An 18703-nucleotide genomic window follows, 5' to 3' on the forward strand; every position below is an offset into this window, starting at 1 on the left:
ATCCGTATAATTTATAAACCAATTGATCAATTTCCTTAACTCGTCTATCAGCACCCACACGCCGGGTAAAAATATAATTGTTTAATTTAACACCCCCATACCACGTTTATGAAAGCAACCACGGCACAGTGGCTTTCTCATTGACGAATTATGCTCTTTTCCGCATATATGACAATAATTTTCTTTATAATCCACATCACTGAAATTGGCCCATGTTTTATAACACAGGGTACATAAGGGCCGCTTGTCATCCAAACTAACCCGTACTCCGCATCTTATGCATGTACCCGTTGACTCGCCGACATATTGCCCCCTGTTTTCGTTAATCTGTTCATTAATGTAATAATTGTCGGCGTTTTTTATTATCGAAATTGCCTCATTATGTATTTCGTTATAAATTTCTACGTTTTCGTCTTTTGAGACATGTATTCCCATTTCCCGATTCATTTCAGAATATTCATACAAATTCATTGATGTTATCACCGCATCGTTTTCATTTATATAACATTTAGCATGAAGCATTTTTAAATAATAAATATTGAGCTTTTTAATATTCGATAATTTAACCTGCTCAAACTTCCTCATGTCTTTGTTTCCAAAAACAACATCTATTTTTATTTTCTTGTTAGTGGCTTCAGCAAGACGCTCAATATACATATCAGAAATATTTAAAAATGGCGAAATGAGAATTATAAATTCATTCGCAGAACGTATTATCCCTTCTATTTCGCCGGCAATCTGTTTTGTAGTCAAAAAACGCATATTTAGTTATTACCCTCCACTACCTTTATCTCTGCCTCGCTCAGCCCGTATAATCTATAAACCAACTGGTCTATCTCATGGTCCACTGCGGCAATTTTTATGTGGTTATTTTCCCGCAATTCCGGGGATTTATTTAAGGCCAACATTTCTTTAACAAGACTTACAAGCTGGTCGTGCATGGCTTTGTCATTTGTATTTTTGAGATCAATATTTCTTAAAGGCAGCCTGTTCAAGTGATAATTATCAAACCGCATCGTTCTTATTGCATTACCATATATAAAGCGATAAGCATACCAGGAAATAAGTTTGGAATTTAAAAGACCTATTAAATATTCCGGTATGGTTTTAGTTGTTACGTAGATATTTCCTACACTACCTAAAGATATGATGCCTTTTTTATCAAGCGTAGCCATAATTATAATATGCTCCTTGGGTTTTGTCACATGTGCGATGATGTTCTGAATTATAATTTTAGGCACACTCATATAAGATATTTGCTCGGTTAGTTTGTCGTAGACTCCTTTTGTCAAACCCTCCACGGCTTCTTTAAGTACATAGCGCCCTATAGATTTACAACGATAAATCGGAATGTCCCACTTTTCATTTACAATTTTACTTTGAATATCTTGCCCTCGTTTAATACTGCAAAATTTATTAAAGGTTTCACCAATATTTTTTATTTTTACGCCAATATTTATTTCCTGATTAGTTAAGCCTGTTAAATAACAGTCGAAATTTATGTATACCTTTTTTTCAACCAATGCGTTATTGACAAAATCGCCATTTATTGTTTTTGCCGTAAACACCTTGTTTGACAAGATGCTTTTGTTATAAATCAAAATCACCTGTTCCAATAAAACTTCGTCAAAAGCCTTGCTGACATCAATCAAAGCAGATAAATTAGACACCAGATAATTTCGCATGCTTAACCAAGCATCGCTATAGCAAATGGATTTCGGCACAATAAGACCGAGTTTTCCATCATCACTTAATAATGACACGCCCTTTTCAATAAATATATTACCCGTATTTGTGTTACCCCCAATATGTTCGTATTTTTTTAAGACAAAGTTTTTAAAATCATCTTTTAATTCCGCCCCATACGGCGGGTTCCCGATCACAGCATCAAAACCGCCCTGGGAAAATACCTCAGGAAAGGCCACTTCAAAATTTAACGGATGCTGTTCATCCGGCTTGCTGAAATAATCAGCCAGGTTGCCGTTCAATCTGCGGTTTAAAATTTCTTCGCCTTTTTTAATAGCCTCCCAAAGTAAGTGTTTTTTATCATCATCGCTGGTTTTATAAAACTGTTTGTGCAGTTTTAAAATATTCAAGACATCCTTGTCCGCTTCGTAAACATTGAACATATTCAATTGTTCCTGGTCCGTCAACGATTTGCCGGATATCAGAGAATTGCCATGCCGTATATTAAGATGCAAGCTGGGTAATAGTTTTCGCCCTTTAAGTTCGTCCCACTTATGCTTATCCAAAGCCTTTAACATCAAATTGAGCTTGCATATCTCCACCGCCCGCTGGTCCAGATCCACCCCGTAGAGGTTGTGCTGTAAAATGGTCCGCTTTATGTCAAAATCCTTTTTATCCGGAGCGGCCTTTTTATAGGCAGCGTGGAATTTGTCGAAGGCATTGATCAAAAACGAGCCGGAGCCGCAGGCCGGATCAAGCACTTTTATTTTCTTGATGTCGTCAAAGGTCAGGCCTCCCTCTCCTAATTTATTAGGAGAGGGCCGGGGTGAGGTCAATATTTCGCCAACTGTATTGGTAACAATGTAGTCCACGATATATTCCGGTGTGTAATAGATGCCCTGGCTCTTGCGCTTGAACCGGGCCTTGTCCTCTCGCACCTTGATCCCCTGCTTCTTGCCGCCTCTAAGCATCTCGCCCAAATAATCCTCGTAAACATCGCCGATGATGTTCACCGGCAGTCGCGAGAAATCCACCGAGGCCAGTTCGGAAACTATGGGCGCCAGGACCTCGTTGCTTATTTCAAAACCATTTATATATTTATCGCTTTCAAACAGGTCGGTATTGAACCGGTCGTCCATGGTTACGAACCACTTTTTTAACTCATCATAAACCTGCTTTTTGGTATAAAGAATGGAATCATGGGCGTTGGGGCCGATGATCCTTTTATCGTGGCAGACATCTATGAAGATCATCCGGTCCAGTATCTTCTGGGCATACAGGTCAATCTTTTCCTTATCCGGCAATAGCTGGTTGTTTTTGGCCCATAATTCGGAGCGCAGGGATTCACGCCAGCCCTTTAGCATTAAAAAGAAATCATCCCTTATGTTTTTTTCTTCGGGGTAGTAAATTTTATCCTGGGTAATTAGGCCCTGCGCTTTACAGAAAGGATGACGTTTGAAGGTGCTTAAAAAAGCAAGTCCCTCCTTGGAAAGAAGGTCAATGTAATCTTTCTTGTCGACCCCGGGCCATAAAAGATCATGGAAAGCGTATTTTTTATTTTGATATATCTGCCCGTGCTTGACGGTATAAAGCCGCCATTCGATAAAGTTGGTCAAGACCCCCCAATAAACGCCTTCGGCTTTGCAGTAATTTATCAACTGCTGTTCGAAAGATTTTTTATTCTTTCCGGAACCATAGTATCCGTCAAGCTTTTTTGCACCTCCTGCATCCTTGCATTCCACTACCAACAGGGTCCATTTATTAGCATCCTTTAAAAGAATATCGGGCACCTTGCCGGTGGCTACATCCTGCCTGTCGCCCTGTGCCATGCCCCCGTCATTCCAATCCAGCATTTCTAATACTTTTACCACATAGCCGGATTGTACCTGCATTTCCGACAAATTATAAATGTCCCGGGTTTTGGCCTGGGCCACTAACTTTTGCAAGGCGGTTTTTAGTTTGGACATAAACTCTTCTATCCGGTTGAATTTAATAATACTTCCTATTCCTAATCATACCCCCAAACGACCGAAAAAATCAACAAAAATATCCAACCGCCCGGCAACCGCTATAACAAAAAGGCGAAGGATGTTTCCATCCTTCGCCCTGCTTATGATGACAGCCTTTACTTCTGGCTCATCACTATGAATTCTATCCGCCGGTTGGCCGCCCGGCCCCTGGTCGTCTTATTGGTCTCCATCGGCATCTCCTCGCCGTAGCCCACCACCGTCAGCCGGTCGCCGGTTATATGGTGAGCGTTTATCAGGTAGTTGCGCACCGATGTGGCCCGGGCCTCGGACAGCGTCTGGTTCCTGCTTCTGCTGCCCCGGCTGTCGGTATGCCCGCCGATCTCCACCTTGATGGTGGGATTCTCTTTCAGCATCTTGGCCGCCTCGTCCAGGATGGGATAGGACTTGGCCATGACATCGGCCTTGCCGGAGCGGAACTTGATCCCGGCCAGCACCACCTTCTCGCCCTTCTTGGGAATCATCCGCATCTCGAAATTCTGGATGAAGGTCTGCTTGTCGTTTACCGGGGCCGGGGCGGTCTCGATGTTGTAGCCCTCGGAATGGGCCTGGATGTTATAGATGTTGGGCGGCAGCTGGATGCTGTAGATGCCGGTCAGCAGATCGCTGGTGGCCGGGTTGTCCATGGCCTTCCTATCCGGCCCGTAGAAATACAAGGTGGCGCCCATGGGATTGCCGGTCTTCTTGTCCACCACTTTTCCGGTGATGGTCCCCTTGGGGAATTCTTTGCGCTTGATGGGGAAGTCCAGCATCACGGTCTGGCCGTCGGCCACGATTGCCGGGCGCTCCTGCCACAGGAAGGAGTCGCCGGCCGACACCCTCATCCGGTAGGTTCCCGGGGGAACGGTAATGGAGAAACTGCCGTCAATCTTTTGCAGGATCGGCTTGGGCTGGTTGGTGGAATCCACCAGATAGCCCGGTATGGTGATGGTGGCCAGCAGAATGGAATCGGTGTTGGCGATCAGCACCCGGCCGGAGATAACCCCCTGGGGCACCGGCTTGGCCTTGGCCAGGGTCTGCGAGGAGACCGAGAAGCCGAACAGGGCGTTCCACTCCGGAGCCGAGGAGTGGCTGCCCATTTTGAACTCGCAGCCGCCGTCGATGGTAAAGCCGCCCGGCGTTTTGAACCGGATGCCGGGGGTGACCTTGGCCGGACTGCCGCTAAAGAATGATTTACTGCTTTTGGCCTTTTCCCCGTTGGCCTCCAGAACGAAAGTGACATAGGGCCCGGCGTCAATTTCGAAAGCGGCGCCCCATAGCAGCTTATCTTCCCTGACCGGGGTGCCGGCCACCGCGGGATGGATCCAGCTGGCCGGATCGACCGCCAGCATCGAATCCACATAATTTCGGCGGTTCACCGAGTCCATGGCCAGGGTATCCCTGGCCGGGACCCACTGGGACTCATCGATTATATATGACGGCTTGGCGCTCCCGGCTTTTAGGTATCCCAGGTTGCCGTGCAGCGAGGCCGGGCCCAAAGTAAGGGTGCCCAAAAACTTGGCTCCGATATCGGTGCTGTAGGCCACCATCTCGGTAAAGCCATGGGTTATCAAAGGCCTATCCGCCGGATCGTACATCGAATCCGAATAGACATAGGCGGTGGTTATCGGAAAGCCGATGGAGACGAACGGCTCCAAACCCACTGCATAGGAGAACCTGGCCTTGCCATAGACCGGAGAGGGGTACGAAGCCTTGGTCTTTATCAGCAGATCCCTCAGCCAAAAGTGGGCCAGGTCGTAATCGTCGCCATCGTACCTATCCCGGCCGGCCTTGGTAGACATGTTGGCATGCCGGTCGTAAACCACATACATCCGGGGGGCGATGGAGAACTCGAAATAGTCAAGTGGGGCGTAGGTTATAGACAACCGCGAGGTTGCCCGGTACTGCTTGTCCGGCTCTATCCCGCTGGTATCTCCCTGGAAAAAAGGCTCGCCTTTGAACAGATCCTGGGCGGAGAGGTCCGACTCCAAAAAGCCCACCCCCAGCATCCCCCTACCCAGGGTTCGGGCCGATGAGACCTTGAATGTCCCGCAGCCGCCGTCGAATGCCGGCGGGTTATAGGCCTGCCCGGTACTGATGAATAATGCCGACATCAAAACCGATAATGTCAGTGTTTTGATAAACCTCATGATATTCCTCCTAACCAGTTATTTTGTCAAATATATTAACTTGAAATATACCAATTTATTAGCATACTTGTCAAGGGTTAAAGGGCTTTCAGGGTTTTGATCAGCCCCTGGATGTCGTCCGGAAGCGGAGCCGAAAACTCCAGGTATTTTCCGGTAACGGGATGGATGAACCCCAGAACCGCGGCATGCAGGGCCTGGCGGCCGATGGAGGCCAGGATATTCTCGGCCGATTTGGAATCGCGCCGGGCAAAAGTTGTGATCACCTGTTTTCCGGTGCCGCCGTAAGTAACATCCCCCACTATGGGATGCCCCAGATGTTTGAGATGCACCCTTATCTGATGGGTTCGCCCGGTCTCCAATCTCAGTTCCAGATGGCTGGCTATCTTATATTCGCCCAGCACCTGGTAATGGGTAACGGCCTGGCGTCCCCGGATGGCCGAGACATCCATTTTTTTGCGGTCGAAGGCAGAGCGGCCGATGGGAGCGTTGATGGTCCCCTGGGATTCCTCCATCAGGCCCCAGGCCAGCGCCTGGTAGCGCCGGGTGATCTTGCGGGCCCCCATCTGCCGGGCCAGGGCGGCGTGGGCCTGGTCGGACTTGGCCACCAATAACAGCCCGGATGTATCCTTGTCTAACCGGTGCAGTATGCCGGGCCGCTGGCCGTCTCCGGCATCCGAAAGTTGATCGGAGTGATGGAGCAGGGCGTTGACCAATGTCCCGCTGTAATTGCCGGCCGCCGGATGCACCACCATCCCGGCCGGCTTGTTGACCACCATCAGGTCCCGGTCCTCAAAAACCACCTCTATCGGAATGTCCTCTGCCTGGGGCCGGCCTCTTTTTAAGGGCCCGGCCTCCTGCCGAATATGGACCTGATCGCCGGGCCGGACCAGATAGGAGGGGACCGACGGCTGGCCGTTGACGGTGATGTTCCCGGATTGGATCAGGCCCTGTATCCGGTTGCGGGAGATATTCAAGCCCTGGCAGATAAGATACCGGTCCAGCCGGACCGACTTCTGCTGTGAGGATACGGTGATGTCACTGGGGATCGCCATCTATATTTTCATTCCGCCTCCATCCAGCAGTCCTTCAGCCGGGCCGCCCCCATGGGGCGGATCCGATGGCCGTGGACGTAGGGATTGGTGGCCGTGTATTTCATGGAATGATAGAGGAATATCCAGGGGGCATCCTCCACCACCAGTTGCTCTATCTCCCGGTAGAAATTAAGGCGCTCCACCGGATTCCTCACCGCCAGGGCCCGGATCAGCATCTCATCGACTTTTAGCGATTTATAGAACGAGGTATTTCCTGGCCGGCCCCAGTTCTTGGAGTGGAACAGCGGATAGAGGAAGTTATCGGGATCGCCGTTATCGGAGGACCAGCCCCGGACCGAAAGAATGGACTGCCCTTCGTAGGATCTCTCTAACAGTTCCTTCCAGGGCAGGGGATTGGCCTTCAGCATGATGCCCGCCTTACGGCACTGGTTGATTATTATCTCGGCCCTCTCCATCTGCTCCCGGTTGTCCCGGATATCCATCAGGTACTCGCCCGGCAGGCCGCCGGGATAGCCGGCCTGGGCCAGCAGGGCTTTGGCCGTTTCCGGATTATAGGCGTATCCTTCCAGGTTGGGGTTGTAGGCCGCCAGGCCCGGCGGGAAAACCCCCCTGGCCACCGTGGCTTCGGCCCGCAGGCTGCTGGCGTCGATCAGGTTGTTCTTGTCTATGGCATAGTTAAGGGCCTGCCTGACCCGTTTATCCACAAAGGGCGTGGACATGCTGACGTTTATGCATACATACTGGATATTCAGGGCCGGAAGCTTTTCCACCAGGCAATTCCCCTGGGCGCAGACCTCCTCCCTCTCCTTGCCCCTGACCTCAAGCTGATCTATCTCCCGACGCTCCAGTTTTTCGCTCCGCTTATCTTCAGGAATGTCGGTATGGTAAATTATCCCCTTCAGGGAGACCTTCTGTTCGTAATAGTCGTTAAACCGATCCAGCTCAATTTTACTGCCGGAAATCCATTCCTTAAACTTAAAGGGCCCGGTTCCGATGGGATTCTTGCTTAAATTTCCCCCGGCCTTTGATACTTCCTCCTTGGGAACAATGGCCGTTACCGAGGAGGCCAGGTTTGCCAGGAACGGCATATAGGCCGATTCCAGCCGGATAACCAGGGTGTAGGCATCGATCAGCTTGATCCCGGAGACGGAATTGGCCCGGCTGGCCCGGAAATCGGCCGCCCCCTCTATCATATCCACAAAATAAGCGTTGGGAGAATTCAGGGCCGGGTTCAAAAGCCTCTCCAGGGTGTATTTCACATCGTCGGAGGTCAGCTCCCTGCCGTTATGGAACTTGACCCCCTTCTTGATATTGAAGGTCCATTCCAGGCCGTCGCTGGATATGCTCCAGTGGGTGGCTATCGCCGGCACCACATTGACCCCGGCATCGAACTGCACCAGGCCCTCGAAAATCTGGGCCACCACTTCGTTGGATGTGGCGTCGGTCCTCATGGCCGGGTCCAGGGTCAGGGGCTCTGAGGGCAGGGTTAATTTTAATATTCCGCCAAAATCCTCTTTTATGATCCGGTCGTCTATCTGGCCGAAAAGCTGTCCGGCAATCTGCCCGAAGCCCAACAGCGATTCATGGGCCTGTTTGAACAGCCGCTGGATCATCTCCATGTTGCTGCTGACCGCCCGGAAGGAATTGGCGTAATGGGAATACACCTCCACCAGGCCATTGCGGTCGGCCGCCTGGGCGTCTATCCCGATCTTGGCGCTGCTCCCGATAGCGGACAGTCTTTCGGTCTCCTCCAGCACCTTGTTCAGGGAGATATCGGCCTGTGAGATATCGGTCAAATTGAGATTGACCATTTCTATATTCCGGTCCAGCACCGACACGGTGTTCAGGAACTGTTTCTGCAGTTCCGTCAGCATCGGCGTCATCTTGATCGAGTCGCTTTCGGCCTGCAGGGCCAGGCCTCTGGTCTGGGTGACTATGGGCTCCAGTTCCTTGGTCCATTGCCCCATATCGGCCACCTCCACCGCCGAATAGAAGGCCAGCAGTTTGACCTGCTCTGAGAATGAGCGGATCCCCTGGCCGGTCTCCTGGAGTTCGGCCAGGTCCCGGGAGATGCCGGCGCTGATGGTCTTGAATTCATCCAGCAGGCTGCGGAGCAATCCCAGGTTTTCGGTCGAGGTTTTCAAATTTTTCTGTATGCCGTCGGCCCGGCTGGTAACCGATTCCAGCTTGAGCCCTATCTGCTGCACTTCGTTGCCCAGCCCGTCGATGCCGCCGAACAGTCGTTCCATTTCGGCCCATACCTGGGTGGAGATGTTCTCCTCCTGCAATGCGGTGGTCTTCAATCCGATGACCGATTCCTGCAGGCCGTGCCAGTGGCTGACGGAAGATCCCAGGGCCGACTGGAGATGTTTCAATTTTATGACTATCTCCCGCAGGATGGAAGGGGCGGGCCGCTTCTGCCATATTGCCCGGGCCATCTCCAGCTGCTCGCGGACGAATTCTATCTGCCCCACGCTGGCCATCTCGGTGGTCAGCACCGAGGCCACCACCTCCTGGTTTATGCCCAGATTGGCCGTGATCTCGCTGATATCGGCTATGCCGGCCAGCAGCCGGTCCCTTATCTCCTCCTGGCTGTCGGAATGCCGGCGCATCTCCTGAAAACCCTGCACTATCAGCTGGTTGGCCTGGTAGATATCCGCCAGTTCGGCCTCCATGGATGTCGAGCTATCCTTCAGGCTGGCCGCCAGCTCCTTGGCCCGGCTCAAACCCTGGGCGGCCCGGGCGATCTTCTCCTTAAGGGAGGAATTCAGCCCGGGAGCTTTTCCCGCGGCTTTCCTCAGCTCCTCGGATAGCAGGTTCATGTTCTCGGCGATCACCCCGAAACCCCGCCCTACATTGCCGGCATGAAAGGCCTTGATCTCGGCGTTCCGGGAGACCTGGCTGATGGCCAGGGACATCTCGGTCATCACCGCCACCAGATCCTGCAGTTGTTCGGATATCTCCGAAAGGCTCTCTAAGCCCCCGGTCAGTTGGCGATTAAGTTCCAGCGATTGGTCGAAGGAGGTTATCAGCGATTGGAGGACCTGCTCGGTCTCCAGGATCAGCTGGTTGTAATCCTGGCTGGTATCCAGCACCATGGCGGAATACCCGGTGATCTCCTCCTGTCCGCGGAATATCTCGGCCAGTTTATCCTGAAATTCCTGGATGACCGTCAGGTGGATATTGTCGGCCGCCGAAAGCTGCTTGATGCCCTCCATGATGGCCGGGAGCAGATCGGTGAACTGGCTGATCTTGGTGAGATAGGTGTTCAGATCGTTCTCCGAAAGCCGGTTTTCGTAGACATGGGCGGCTTTTGCCATGGCGGCCGTTTCCTGGTTTTTATTTCTTTGGAAAATATTCATCCCGGAGCGCTTTCATTTTCGTCGTTCATTAAAATATGCCGGGGGTTATCCAGCAGTTTCACTTCTTTAAGTTCTATCTTCTCGGAGGAGATATCCTGGCCCATGAAGATCCTGGCCAGGTTGTCAAAATGGCCGCACTGGTCGGTGGTCAGGTACCGGCAGCCGCCTCCGGTGGTGACAAGCAATTCCATCTCCGGATGGCGCTGGAGATACTCGGCCAGGCTGGGCGCCACCAGCTCATCCTGGGAAAGGATGTTGATGTTCCGGGGTATGATCTTTTGGATCTTCTTCTTGAGTAGCGGATAATGGGTGCAGGCCAATAACAGCGTATCGATTTTTGGGCTTTGGATCTCGGTTTGCTGCCAGTATTTTTTTATGAAATATTCCAACCCTTCGCCCTCCAGTTCCCCGGCCTCCACCAGCGGCACCAGCAGGGGGCAGGCCTGCTGGACCAGCTCCACCAAGGGGGCGTGTTTGGCCATCTCCAGCACGAAGCTCCGGGAGTTGACCGTCCCGGCCGTTCCCCATAACGCCACCTTGTTGCTCTTTGTTTTGCTTTGAATGGATTCCACCGTGGGCCGGATGACCCCCAGCACCCTCCGTTCGGGGTAGGTCTTGGGCAGGTACTGCTGCTGAATGCTGCGCAGGGCTTTGGCGCTGGCGGTATTGCAGGCGATGATGATCAGCGGACAGCCCTGGGAGAACAGGTATTGCACCCCCTCGGCGGTGAATTTGAGCACCGTCTCGAACGACCGGTTGCCGTATGGCGTCCGGGCATTGTCGCCCAGGTAGATGTAGTCGTACTGCGGCATCAGCTCCCGGATCTTGCGGAAGATGGTCAGCCCGCCGAACCCGGAGTCGAATATGCCTATGGGTGAATGAGTTGTCATCTGCATATTATTTTGGTTCTATCCTGCCGAACTTGCATTTGTATCGTTTGGCGAATTCCCTTAAGCCCCGGGCTATCCCCTCGGCGATGTTCTGCCTGAAAGTGGTCTTCTTCAGCAGCCTCTCCTCCTCGGGATGGGAAATAAAAGCCGCCTCCACCAGCACCGACGGCATATAGGCTCCGTTGAGCACATAGAACCCCGCCTGGTTGACCCCCCGGTTGGGGATCGAAAGCCCGGCCGATAGCGCCTCCTGGATCCACTCCGCCAGGTCGCTGGATTCTTTGAGAAATTCGTTCTGCATCACGTCCCACAGTATCAGTTGGATGTCGTCGAAATTAGCGGTCTTCTTGTCCGGCTGTTCGAACTGGATGGCGGAGTTTTCCATGGCGGCGGTGGCCCGGGCGTCGTCGGTCTTGGCCAGCGACAGGAAATAGGTCTCCACCCCCCGGGTGGTGCTTCGGTTCCGTTTCTTCTTGGGAGCGGCATTGCAATGGATGCTGATGAAGATGTCGGCCGCCTCCCGGTTGGCAATGGTGGTGCGGTCGCCCAAAGGAATGAAGACATCGTCATCCCGGGTCATCACCACCTTGACCCCGTACCTGTCCTCCAGGATGGTCTTCAGCCGGAATGCTATATCCAGGTTGATATCCTTCTCCAGCAGGCGGCTGGGGCCCACCGCCCCGGGGTCCTTTCCGCCGTGCCCGGCGTCGATCACCACTTTCTCGATCGCCCGGGCTTTCTGAGGCAGCCGCGGCCTGGCTTGGGGGATGCTGACCTCCCGGGGATCCAGCATGCCCAGACTCAATTTACGGCCCTGGGGATCCCAGCCCACCCCCTTGCCCCAGATGGGGATCAGAAAGCGGGTGAACATCTCCAGGGGCACCCACAGCCCGGAATCATACAGCCTTACCGGGTGGTAGAGATTGTAGGATTTGCCGTCCATCAAAAAGAAGGTGTTCTCCGCCGAAAGCCTTAAGGAGTGCCCCGGCAGTTTGACCTCGACCCGGCCCTCGATATCCGACCAAGTGACCTGCCCGGACCAGGGCCCGGTCAAATCGGCCAGGGACAGGTACTCCTCCCGGTCGAACAGCAAGGCGCCGACCACCGTGGTTCTGCCCCTGGCGTCGATCACGGTAATGTTTGACTGCCCCAACAGCGGGCTTATAGCTGTTATGACCAGCAATAATGATGTAATGAATATTTTTCTCAATTCAAACCTGCTGATTGGTGGATCTGTTTGACGATTTTTTGAGCGTCGTGATTCTGCTCCAGCCATTGGCGGCCCTCCCGCCCCAGTTTTATACGAAGTTCCCGGCTGTTGATTAGCGGCTCCAATCTTTCCTCGATATTCTGTTCATTTACCGGAACAATGGGATGGCTAATGCCGTCCGATTCCATCTCGGAAGCGATGCTGCTGGCCGCCGGGATCCCCATGGCCAGCCACTCCAAAGCGCTGATGCCATATCCCAGTTTCCCCAGCTGGTCTATGCCGATATCGCAGGTGGCCTTCAACTCCAGGGCCCGGGGATATGGCAGGTTCTCGATCAGCGCCAACTCCACGGGATATTTTTGCGATAGTTTATTTACGGCGTCGATGATCCGCTCCGAGCCCTTGGCCGCCCGGTTGGTGGGGGAATGACCTATCCTTATTTTTTCCCGCCGGACCGGTTCGACGATACTGAAGCCGGAAAAATCGAACGGGAAATATACATGCCTGATATTCGGATGGAGCTTCAGGTGGTCCCACTCCAGGGTCAGGTTGAGATCGGATATCTTATCTATGCCCGGCATGACGCCTCTTCGCCGGAGATCGCTCCCCAGGTAACAGCAGATCACTTTTTTTCCAGCCTGATGCCATTTAGGGATGAAATCATCGTTCTTTAAAAACCCGTGTCCTCCGTCCAGCTGATAGACATCGAATGAGTCCAACTGATATTTTTTTATATATCCCTCTATCACCGGTCGGGTCATCCGATCCCGGATATTTAATAGAAGGCCGGCCAATTGATTGGCCGGCTTCCAGACTGGCGGAATCTGACGGGGCTGGGCCAGGCCGGTATCCTGCAAAAGTCTGGGTTTAGGATAACATATCTTTTTTAGTTTGGCAACAATTTCCGGCTGCCAAAGCGGCAGTTTCAGGCAAATATCCTCCTGGTATCCCCGTCCGTCGTGGTGCAGGGTAAGCAGACGGCTGTGATGTCCCAGCTCTCTTTCGGCCTTGACGAAGGTTACGGGAACCCCGGCGGTGTTGTATGGCGCGATATGAAGTATCCGCATGCTGGATCGCTAAAATTTCAGTTCAAAAGTTTCCCGCAAATATCCCCGGGCTCCGAAACCCTCCTTGAACCGGCCCAGGCCCCAGTTGGGCTGCATATTCAGGGTGAAGGTGCCCAGGTCCAGGTGTTTGAAGCCGTTCTCCCATCCCCATTTTATCACCTGGTGATATACCGAGTTCACCGGACGGTGCTCCTGATAATCCTGATCGTGGCTGATGTAGAAGGCCAAAATGACCTTGGGATTGCAGATGAAGACCGTCATTCCAGCCACCGGGGATTTCCCCAGATAGGAGGTGAATTGCAGGATGTTCTCCGGCAGCAGTTTTTTCAGTTTTTTCAACTCGGCCAGGGTGTGGGTGGGTTTGACATTATGCCGGGCGCTCAGATTCCTCTCCAGCATCTGATAGAACTCATCGATATTTTCACTGGTCCGGACGGTGACCCCGGACTTGTATGATTTTCTAAGGGCGGTCCTGGTCTCAGGTCTGAAGCTGTTGATGATGCTTTCCTCACTAGAGAATTCCAATGGAATGACGGCGGTGATCTCCCTCTTCAGGTAAGTATAGCCCAATTTGGCCAGGCTGAAATCGATGTATTGATTGGGTTGCTGCATATAGATCAGCGGGGGCTGGGTGATCAATATCCGCTTGCCCCCCTGACGGGACCAATATTCGGTGGCTGCCTCGGCCATCCGGTTTATCTCGGCTATTCCCAATCCTCTGGCAACCACCAGGCCGCCGTATGATGCGCCTCCATAGGATATGACTGTCGGGCTACCCTGTTCGTCCTTTATCAGGGCCGGCATCACGGCGGCCAGCCGCGCACCATCGTACAGCATCAGGTGATGGTTGTCGAATCTGTCCTGGGGATGATAATCTAAAAACTGCTGCCGGTGAAAAACGGTGCCGTTATTGGCAGCAGCCACGAATTCCTCCCATTGGGTTCGGAGGTTATTTTTATAAGCCTTAATCTGTAATGCCATATTCCCAAATATTCTGGTTGATGGAGAGAGCGCCGGGATCCACCAGCGTTTCTTCTACTGCATTGGAAAGAATATATCACAAAACAGTCTGATATTCCAGCGTTTTAAACCTAGTGACGCATCTGCTTAACATGTGATAGTCCGGGTACGGCTCACAGACCCAATTCCACTGAGACCAGCTGAATAGTGTTCAGCATCAGCAGGTATCTTTTATCGCTGGTCAATGCTATTTCAAACAATGGTGCAATGTTGTAGATCTTTGATGTCTGCTGCCAAGTGGGCATATATATGGTTCCCACATTGTGATCCAGTGCCCACAGAGCGTAAATGTCGTTAGCTGTCCAACAGGCCCCGACAATGATCTTTCCGACCATATCCCGACCCGAAGTGGCCTTGGTCCAATTGTCGATGTTGACAATAGTAAAGGTAATGTCCGTACGGTTGCAGAAGCCCACCTGGGTAGCGTAATTATTCCAGAAGATCCCCCCGGGTGAATTGCCGGTGCCGATGCTGTTCACCACCGCCCCGGATTCCAGGTTTATCAGGTCAAGCCGGTTTGCCACGCTTTGGGTGACATATATCTGCATAGGATTGTTCCTGTCAAAGGACAGATCCGTCGGGAAGCCGGTGGTGCTTATGGTTTTTATCACTGTGCAAAGCCGGCTGTCTATCAAAATCAGTCTTTTGTTCAAACTGTCGGCCGCTGCCAGGATATTCCCGTCCGGGGAAATGGCCAGGGCGGAGTAATATTTGATATTGTTAAGGTATATCGTTCGAATCACTTTGTGGGATATTATCTCCAGCCCCACAAGTTCCTCCTCGCCGTCGGGCTTCTGCCTGGTGACAAAGACCCGGTTGGCAGATTTATTTGCAGCGATCAACCGCTGGGAGGCTCCGGCATAGATATTATCGGCCACCGACAGCTGCCCATTTTCATCCATCCGGGCAACGGTGATATTGCCACCCCAGAGATTGGTTAAAAATATCTCTCCCTCGCTGGTAAGGTCCATATCGCCGGCTGATATGGATAATGTGTCCTTCCTTTGCAGGGTGATGGGAGATAGATCCTTATATACCCGCCGGGTCTGCCCCGGCTTGATCTCCAAGGGAAAGCTTAGTGTTTTAAAGTTGTTATGCCTCAGGGTGAAGGTATGCAGCCCCACCGGCAGCCCGTCTATCTTGACCGGCGTGATGAGACGAAGCATCTGGCCGTCCATCAGCACCTCGGCCTGGTCGGGGTTGGTATAGATATATACCGATCCGATATCGGGATACACCGGGTTATGCTGGCAGCCGGCCAGTAGACCCAGTAGCAATGAAACCGACAGACCAATTAGTTTATTAAGCATGATTTAGTCACAGACCCAGTTTTACCGTGACCAGCTGGCCGGTATTGAGCATCAGCAATATGTTTCCGTCTTCCGTCCTGATCAGCTTGACCAGTTTATGGGGCCCATCTAAATGACTACCGTTATATATCTTTGAGGTCTGCTGCCAGTTGGGGACATACAATGTTCCCAATGTATAATCCAGGGCCCAGAGGATGTAATCATCGGCATTGGACCAACAGACGCTGGTTACAAACTGTCCGGCCAGTTGGTTCCCGGAGGTGGCGCTGGTCCAGCTGTTTATATCCACTATGGTATATGTCAGATCCCTGCGATTGCTGAAACCCACCCTGGTATATTCTTTGTCCCAGAAGATGGCCCCGGGGGATTCTCCGGTGCCGATGCTGTTCACCACCACCCCGGTCTCCAGATTTACCAGGTCAAACCGTTTAGCCCCGCTCTGGGTGACATATATCTGCATAGGATTGTTCCTGTCAAAGGACAGATCCGTCGGGAAGCCGGTGGTGCTTATGGTTTTTATCACTGTGCAAAGCCGGCTGTCTATCAAAATCAGTCTTTTGTTCAAACTGTCGGCCGCTGCTAGGATATTCCCGTCCGGGGAAATGGCCAGGGCGGAGTAATATTTGATATTGTTAAGGTATATCGTTCGGATTATTTTATGGGACAAGATCTCCAGGCCTACGATCTCCTCCTCCTCGCTATCGGGCATCTTCCTGGTGAAAAAAGCCCTGTTGGCAGATTTATTTGCGGCAATCAGCCGCTGGGGTCCACCCACATTAATCTGGTCAACCGTTGATATCTGGCCATTGTCCGACACCCGGGCTACCGTGATATTATCTCCCAAGAGGTTGGTTAAAAATATATCTCCGTCGTCGGTCAGGTCCATGTCGCCGGCCGAAATGAATAATGTGTCTTTCTTTTGCAGGGTTATGGGAGAAAGATCCTTATATACCCGTCGGGTCTGCCCTGGTTTGACCTCCAGTGAAAAAGTCATTGTTTTGAAATTATTATGCCTCAGGGTAAAAGTATGCAGCCCCACCGGTATTCCATCGATCTTTACCGGCGTTATGAGACGAAGCATCTGGCCGTCCATCAGCACCTCGGCCTGGTCGGGTTCGGTATAGATGTATACCGAACCGATATCGGGATACACCGGGTTATGCTGGCAGCCGGCAAAAATAATAAGTCCGATAAAAGACAATGATGCCAGCAGGAATATCTCAATATTAAATCTTGTATTCCTCAAACCGCTCCTTCTTTGCCCGGCAGATGGAGCATACCAAATGGATGTCTGGCCCCGGTTGTTAGAAGCAGGCAGGCTTTTGTGCGAAATGCCCCCATTTAAATTATCCTTGGAAATTATTTTTCACCGGTTTTATTGATGGTGTCGGCCGGCTGGTTGGTCTGTGCCGGGATCTCGTCCGCCCTCTCCGGTTTGCCCAACAGCAATGTTCCATGGCTCTTTTTGGAAGGTCGCCCCTTGAAAGAGGTCTTCTTCTTGTGATAGGCCAGAACGTATGACATGGGCTGGCCCGGCACGATCACCTGCCCGTTGGAAAGGGTCAAAGGCATGGTGAATTCTATGATGGTGCCCTTGGTATTGGAGCCGGTGGCAAAGTTCACCAAGGAAGGCTTGTCTATGGGCTTGTGGGTAGAAACCCAGCTTCCCTCATGCTCGTCCACCCGGCCCCCGCCTGGTTTATGGTATCCGATGAACATGGCGGTGCCCCGGATCTTGCTGTTGCCGAAAGCTATCGCCACCCAGCCCTGGGCCGGGCTCTGCAGGGCGACATACAACAACTTGCCGTCGCTCACCCAGCTGACGCCGATGCCGGTCTTAGAGTCCACAAAGTTTGTGGGGTATTCATCAGCCTCCACCTGGCCGTCTATCTTGACGTTTACCGTATTTAGGTTCAATATCCCGTGCGGTTTGCTTTGGGCCCAGCAGAACGAAGCCAATGAAAGGCTTAACGAAACCAGAATAAGTTTTTTCATTTTTTGCCTCCTTAAAATTTTGAGTATTATGGCCGCTTTTATTTTACCAGGCAGTTAAGGATATTTCCCACATACATACGGTGGTAATCCTTGATGGGGTAGTTTTTATGGACCTCGGGGTCCAGGAATTTTTGGGGATCGATATCATGATAATATATCTTCCGGCATTCCAGCACCAGCCGGGCCTGTTCAAAATATACCGCTCCGGTGACCCCCGAAAGCGGCGTCAGCCCGGTCTCCTTCACCTTGTCTATATTCCGGCCGGATTTGGTGCCGCAAAGCTCCAACACTTTCCGGTATTTCTCCGGGTAGATGGAAAGGCTGTAATACTGTTCCCTCTCCATGAACCCATAGGTATGGCGGTTGGGGCGGACAAAACAGAAAGCCACCGGCTTATGCCACAGAATTCCCAACCCTCCCCAACTGGCGGTCATGGTATTGAAGTTATCCGCCTTGCCGGCGGTTATCAGCATCCAATCCTTATCTATCAGCTTGAACACATTATCGCCGATCTGCTCGGGATCGATATTTTTAAACTCGCTTGTCATAGCTATTCCTATCTTTCTGGTTTATTGTTCCTGTTCCGCCAGCCAATCCAGGGCTTGATCGACGGTGTCGAACAGGTGGATCTTTCGCCCGATAAGTTTTGACAGCGTTTGGTAGACCACCTTCTTGATGCCGGTGATGCCCACCGCCGCGCTGGCCTTGATATAGGGGGTCACCTCCAACGAGAATTTTTTCAGGCGGTCCACCGCTTTAGATGAGTAATGAGTGTTTATCAGGATGGTCAGCAGCAGCACCGATTTTGGAGGTTGGGCGAAGATAATGCCCTGGGTCTGGTCGAAGACGGCTATGTTCTCCTCGATGCTTTTGGAGTCGGTCAGGTCCTGGATCAGGATATCCCTTCCCCGGTGGTTTAGATATTTCACCCTATCCATCAAGTGTCTCCTGGTTT

The 18703-nt window shown here is 51.8% G+C and carries 15 protein-coding genes; 1 reads left to right on the forward strand and 14 read right to left on the reverse strand.

The features are described 5' to 3' along the window. Positions 1–81: 81 nt before the first annotated feature. Positions 82–762 carry a phospholipase D family protein gene (locus KJ869_03270; protein MBU1576211.1) on the reverse strand — a complete coding sequence of 227 codons (681 nt, stop codon included), beginning with the start codon at positions 760–762 and terminating at the stop codon, positions 82–84. Positions 763–764: 2 nt separating this feature from the next. Further along, positions 765–2939, reverse strand: a complete 2175-nt coding sequence (locus KJ869_03275) for an N-6 DNA methylase (GenBank protein ID MBU1576212.1) — start codon at positions 2937–2939, stop codon at positions 765–767. 285 nt (positions 2940–3224) lie between these two features. Here KJ869_03275 and KJ869_03280 point away from each other — a divergent pair, with 285 nt between their 5' ends. Beyond that, a complete protein-coding gene (locus KJ869_03280; protein ID MBU1576213.1) occupies positions 3225–3461 on the forward strand; it encodes a hypothetical protein in 237 nt (78 codons plus the stop codon). Between the two features lie 350 nt (positions 3462–3811). Here the strand turns inward: KJ869_03280 and KJ869_03285 are convergent, their stop codons facing one another. The 12 genes from KJ869_03285 to KJ869_03340 form a co-directional block, all read right to left on the reverse strand. Continuing rightward, on the reverse strand, positions 3812–5842 hold the full coding sequence (locus KJ869_03285; protein MBU1576214.1) for an OmpA family protein: 2031 nt from the start codon (positions 5840–5842) through the stop codon (positions 3812–3814). A 77-nt stretch (positions 5843–5919) separates the two neighbouring features. Further along, positions 5920–6894, reverse strand: a complete 975-nt coding sequence (locus KJ869_03290) for an RluA family pseudouridine synthase (GenBank protein ID MBU1576215.1) — start codon at positions 6892–6894, stop codon at positions 5920–5922. A gap of 8 nt (positions 6895–6902) precedes the next feature. After that, on the reverse strand, positions 6903–10214 hold the full coding sequence (locus KJ869_03295) for a hypothetical protein (protein MBU1576216.1): 3312 nt from the start codon (positions 10212–10214) through the stop codon (positions 6903–6905). A 38-nt stretch (positions 10215–10252) separates the two neighbouring features. Continuing rightward, positions 10253–11146 (reverse strand): glutamate racemase, encoded by an 894-nt coding sequence (gene murI, locus KJ869_03300; GenBank protein ID MBU1576217.1) that lies wholly within the window; start codon positions 11144–11146, stop codon positions 10253–10255. A gap of 7 nt (positions 11147–11153) precedes the next feature. Further along, a complete protein-coding gene (locus KJ869_03305) occupies positions 11154–12356 on the reverse strand; it encodes an N-acetylmuramoyl-L-alanine amidase (GenBank protein ID MBU1576218.1) in 1203 nt (400 codons plus the stop codon). Next, positions 12353–13423, reverse strand: coding sequence for a hypothetical protein (locus tag KJ869_03310; protein MBU1576219.1), 1071 nt, complete (start codon positions 13421–13423; stop codon positions 12353–12355). The genes KJ869_03305 and KJ869_03310 overlap by 4 nt, the downstream gene beginning before the upstream one ends. 9 nt (positions 13424–13432) lie before the next feature. After that, the gene (locus KJ869_03315) at positions 13433–14404 is read right to left on the reverse strand and encodes a GNAT family N-acetyltransferase (protein ID MBU1576220.1); all 972 of its coding nucleotides are present in this window, start codon (positions 14402–14404) and stop codon (positions 13433–13435) included. Positions 14405–14556: 152 nt separating this feature from the next. Next, positions 14557–15753 (reverse strand): PEGA domain-containing protein, encoded by a 1197-nt coding sequence (locus KJ869_03320; protein ID MBU1576221.1) that lies wholly within the window; start codon positions 15751–15753, stop codon positions 14557–14559. A gap of 7 nt (positions 15754–15760) precedes the next feature. Then, positions 15761–16999, reverse strand: a complete 1239-nt coding sequence (locus KJ869_03325) for a PEGA domain-containing protein (protein MBU1576222.1) — start codon at positions 16997–16999, stop codon at positions 15761–15763. A 113-nt stretch (positions 17000–17112) separates the two neighbouring features. Then, positions 17113–17748, reverse strand: coding sequence for a hypothetical protein (locus tag KJ869_03330; GenBank protein ID MBU1576223.1), 636 nt, complete (start codon positions 17746–17748; stop codon positions 17113–17115). Positions 17749–17786: 38 nt separating this feature from the next. Then, positions 17787–18296 (reverse strand): flavin reductase, encoded by a 510-nt coding sequence (locus KJ869_03335; protein MBU1576224.1) that lies wholly within the window; start codon positions 18294–18296, stop codon positions 17787–17789. A 21-nt stretch (positions 18297–18317) separates the two neighbouring features. Continuing rightward, positions 18318–18686, reverse strand: a complete 369-nt coding sequence (locus KJ869_03340; protein MBU1576225.1) for a hypothetical protein — start codon at positions 18684–18686, stop codon at positions 18318–18320. Positions 18687–18703: the final 17 nt, after the last annotated feature.

It is taken from the genome of Candidatus Edwardsbacteria bacterium, assembly GCA_018821925.1.
Lineage (GTDB): Bacteria > Edwardsbacteria > AC1 > AC1 > EtOH8 > UBA2226.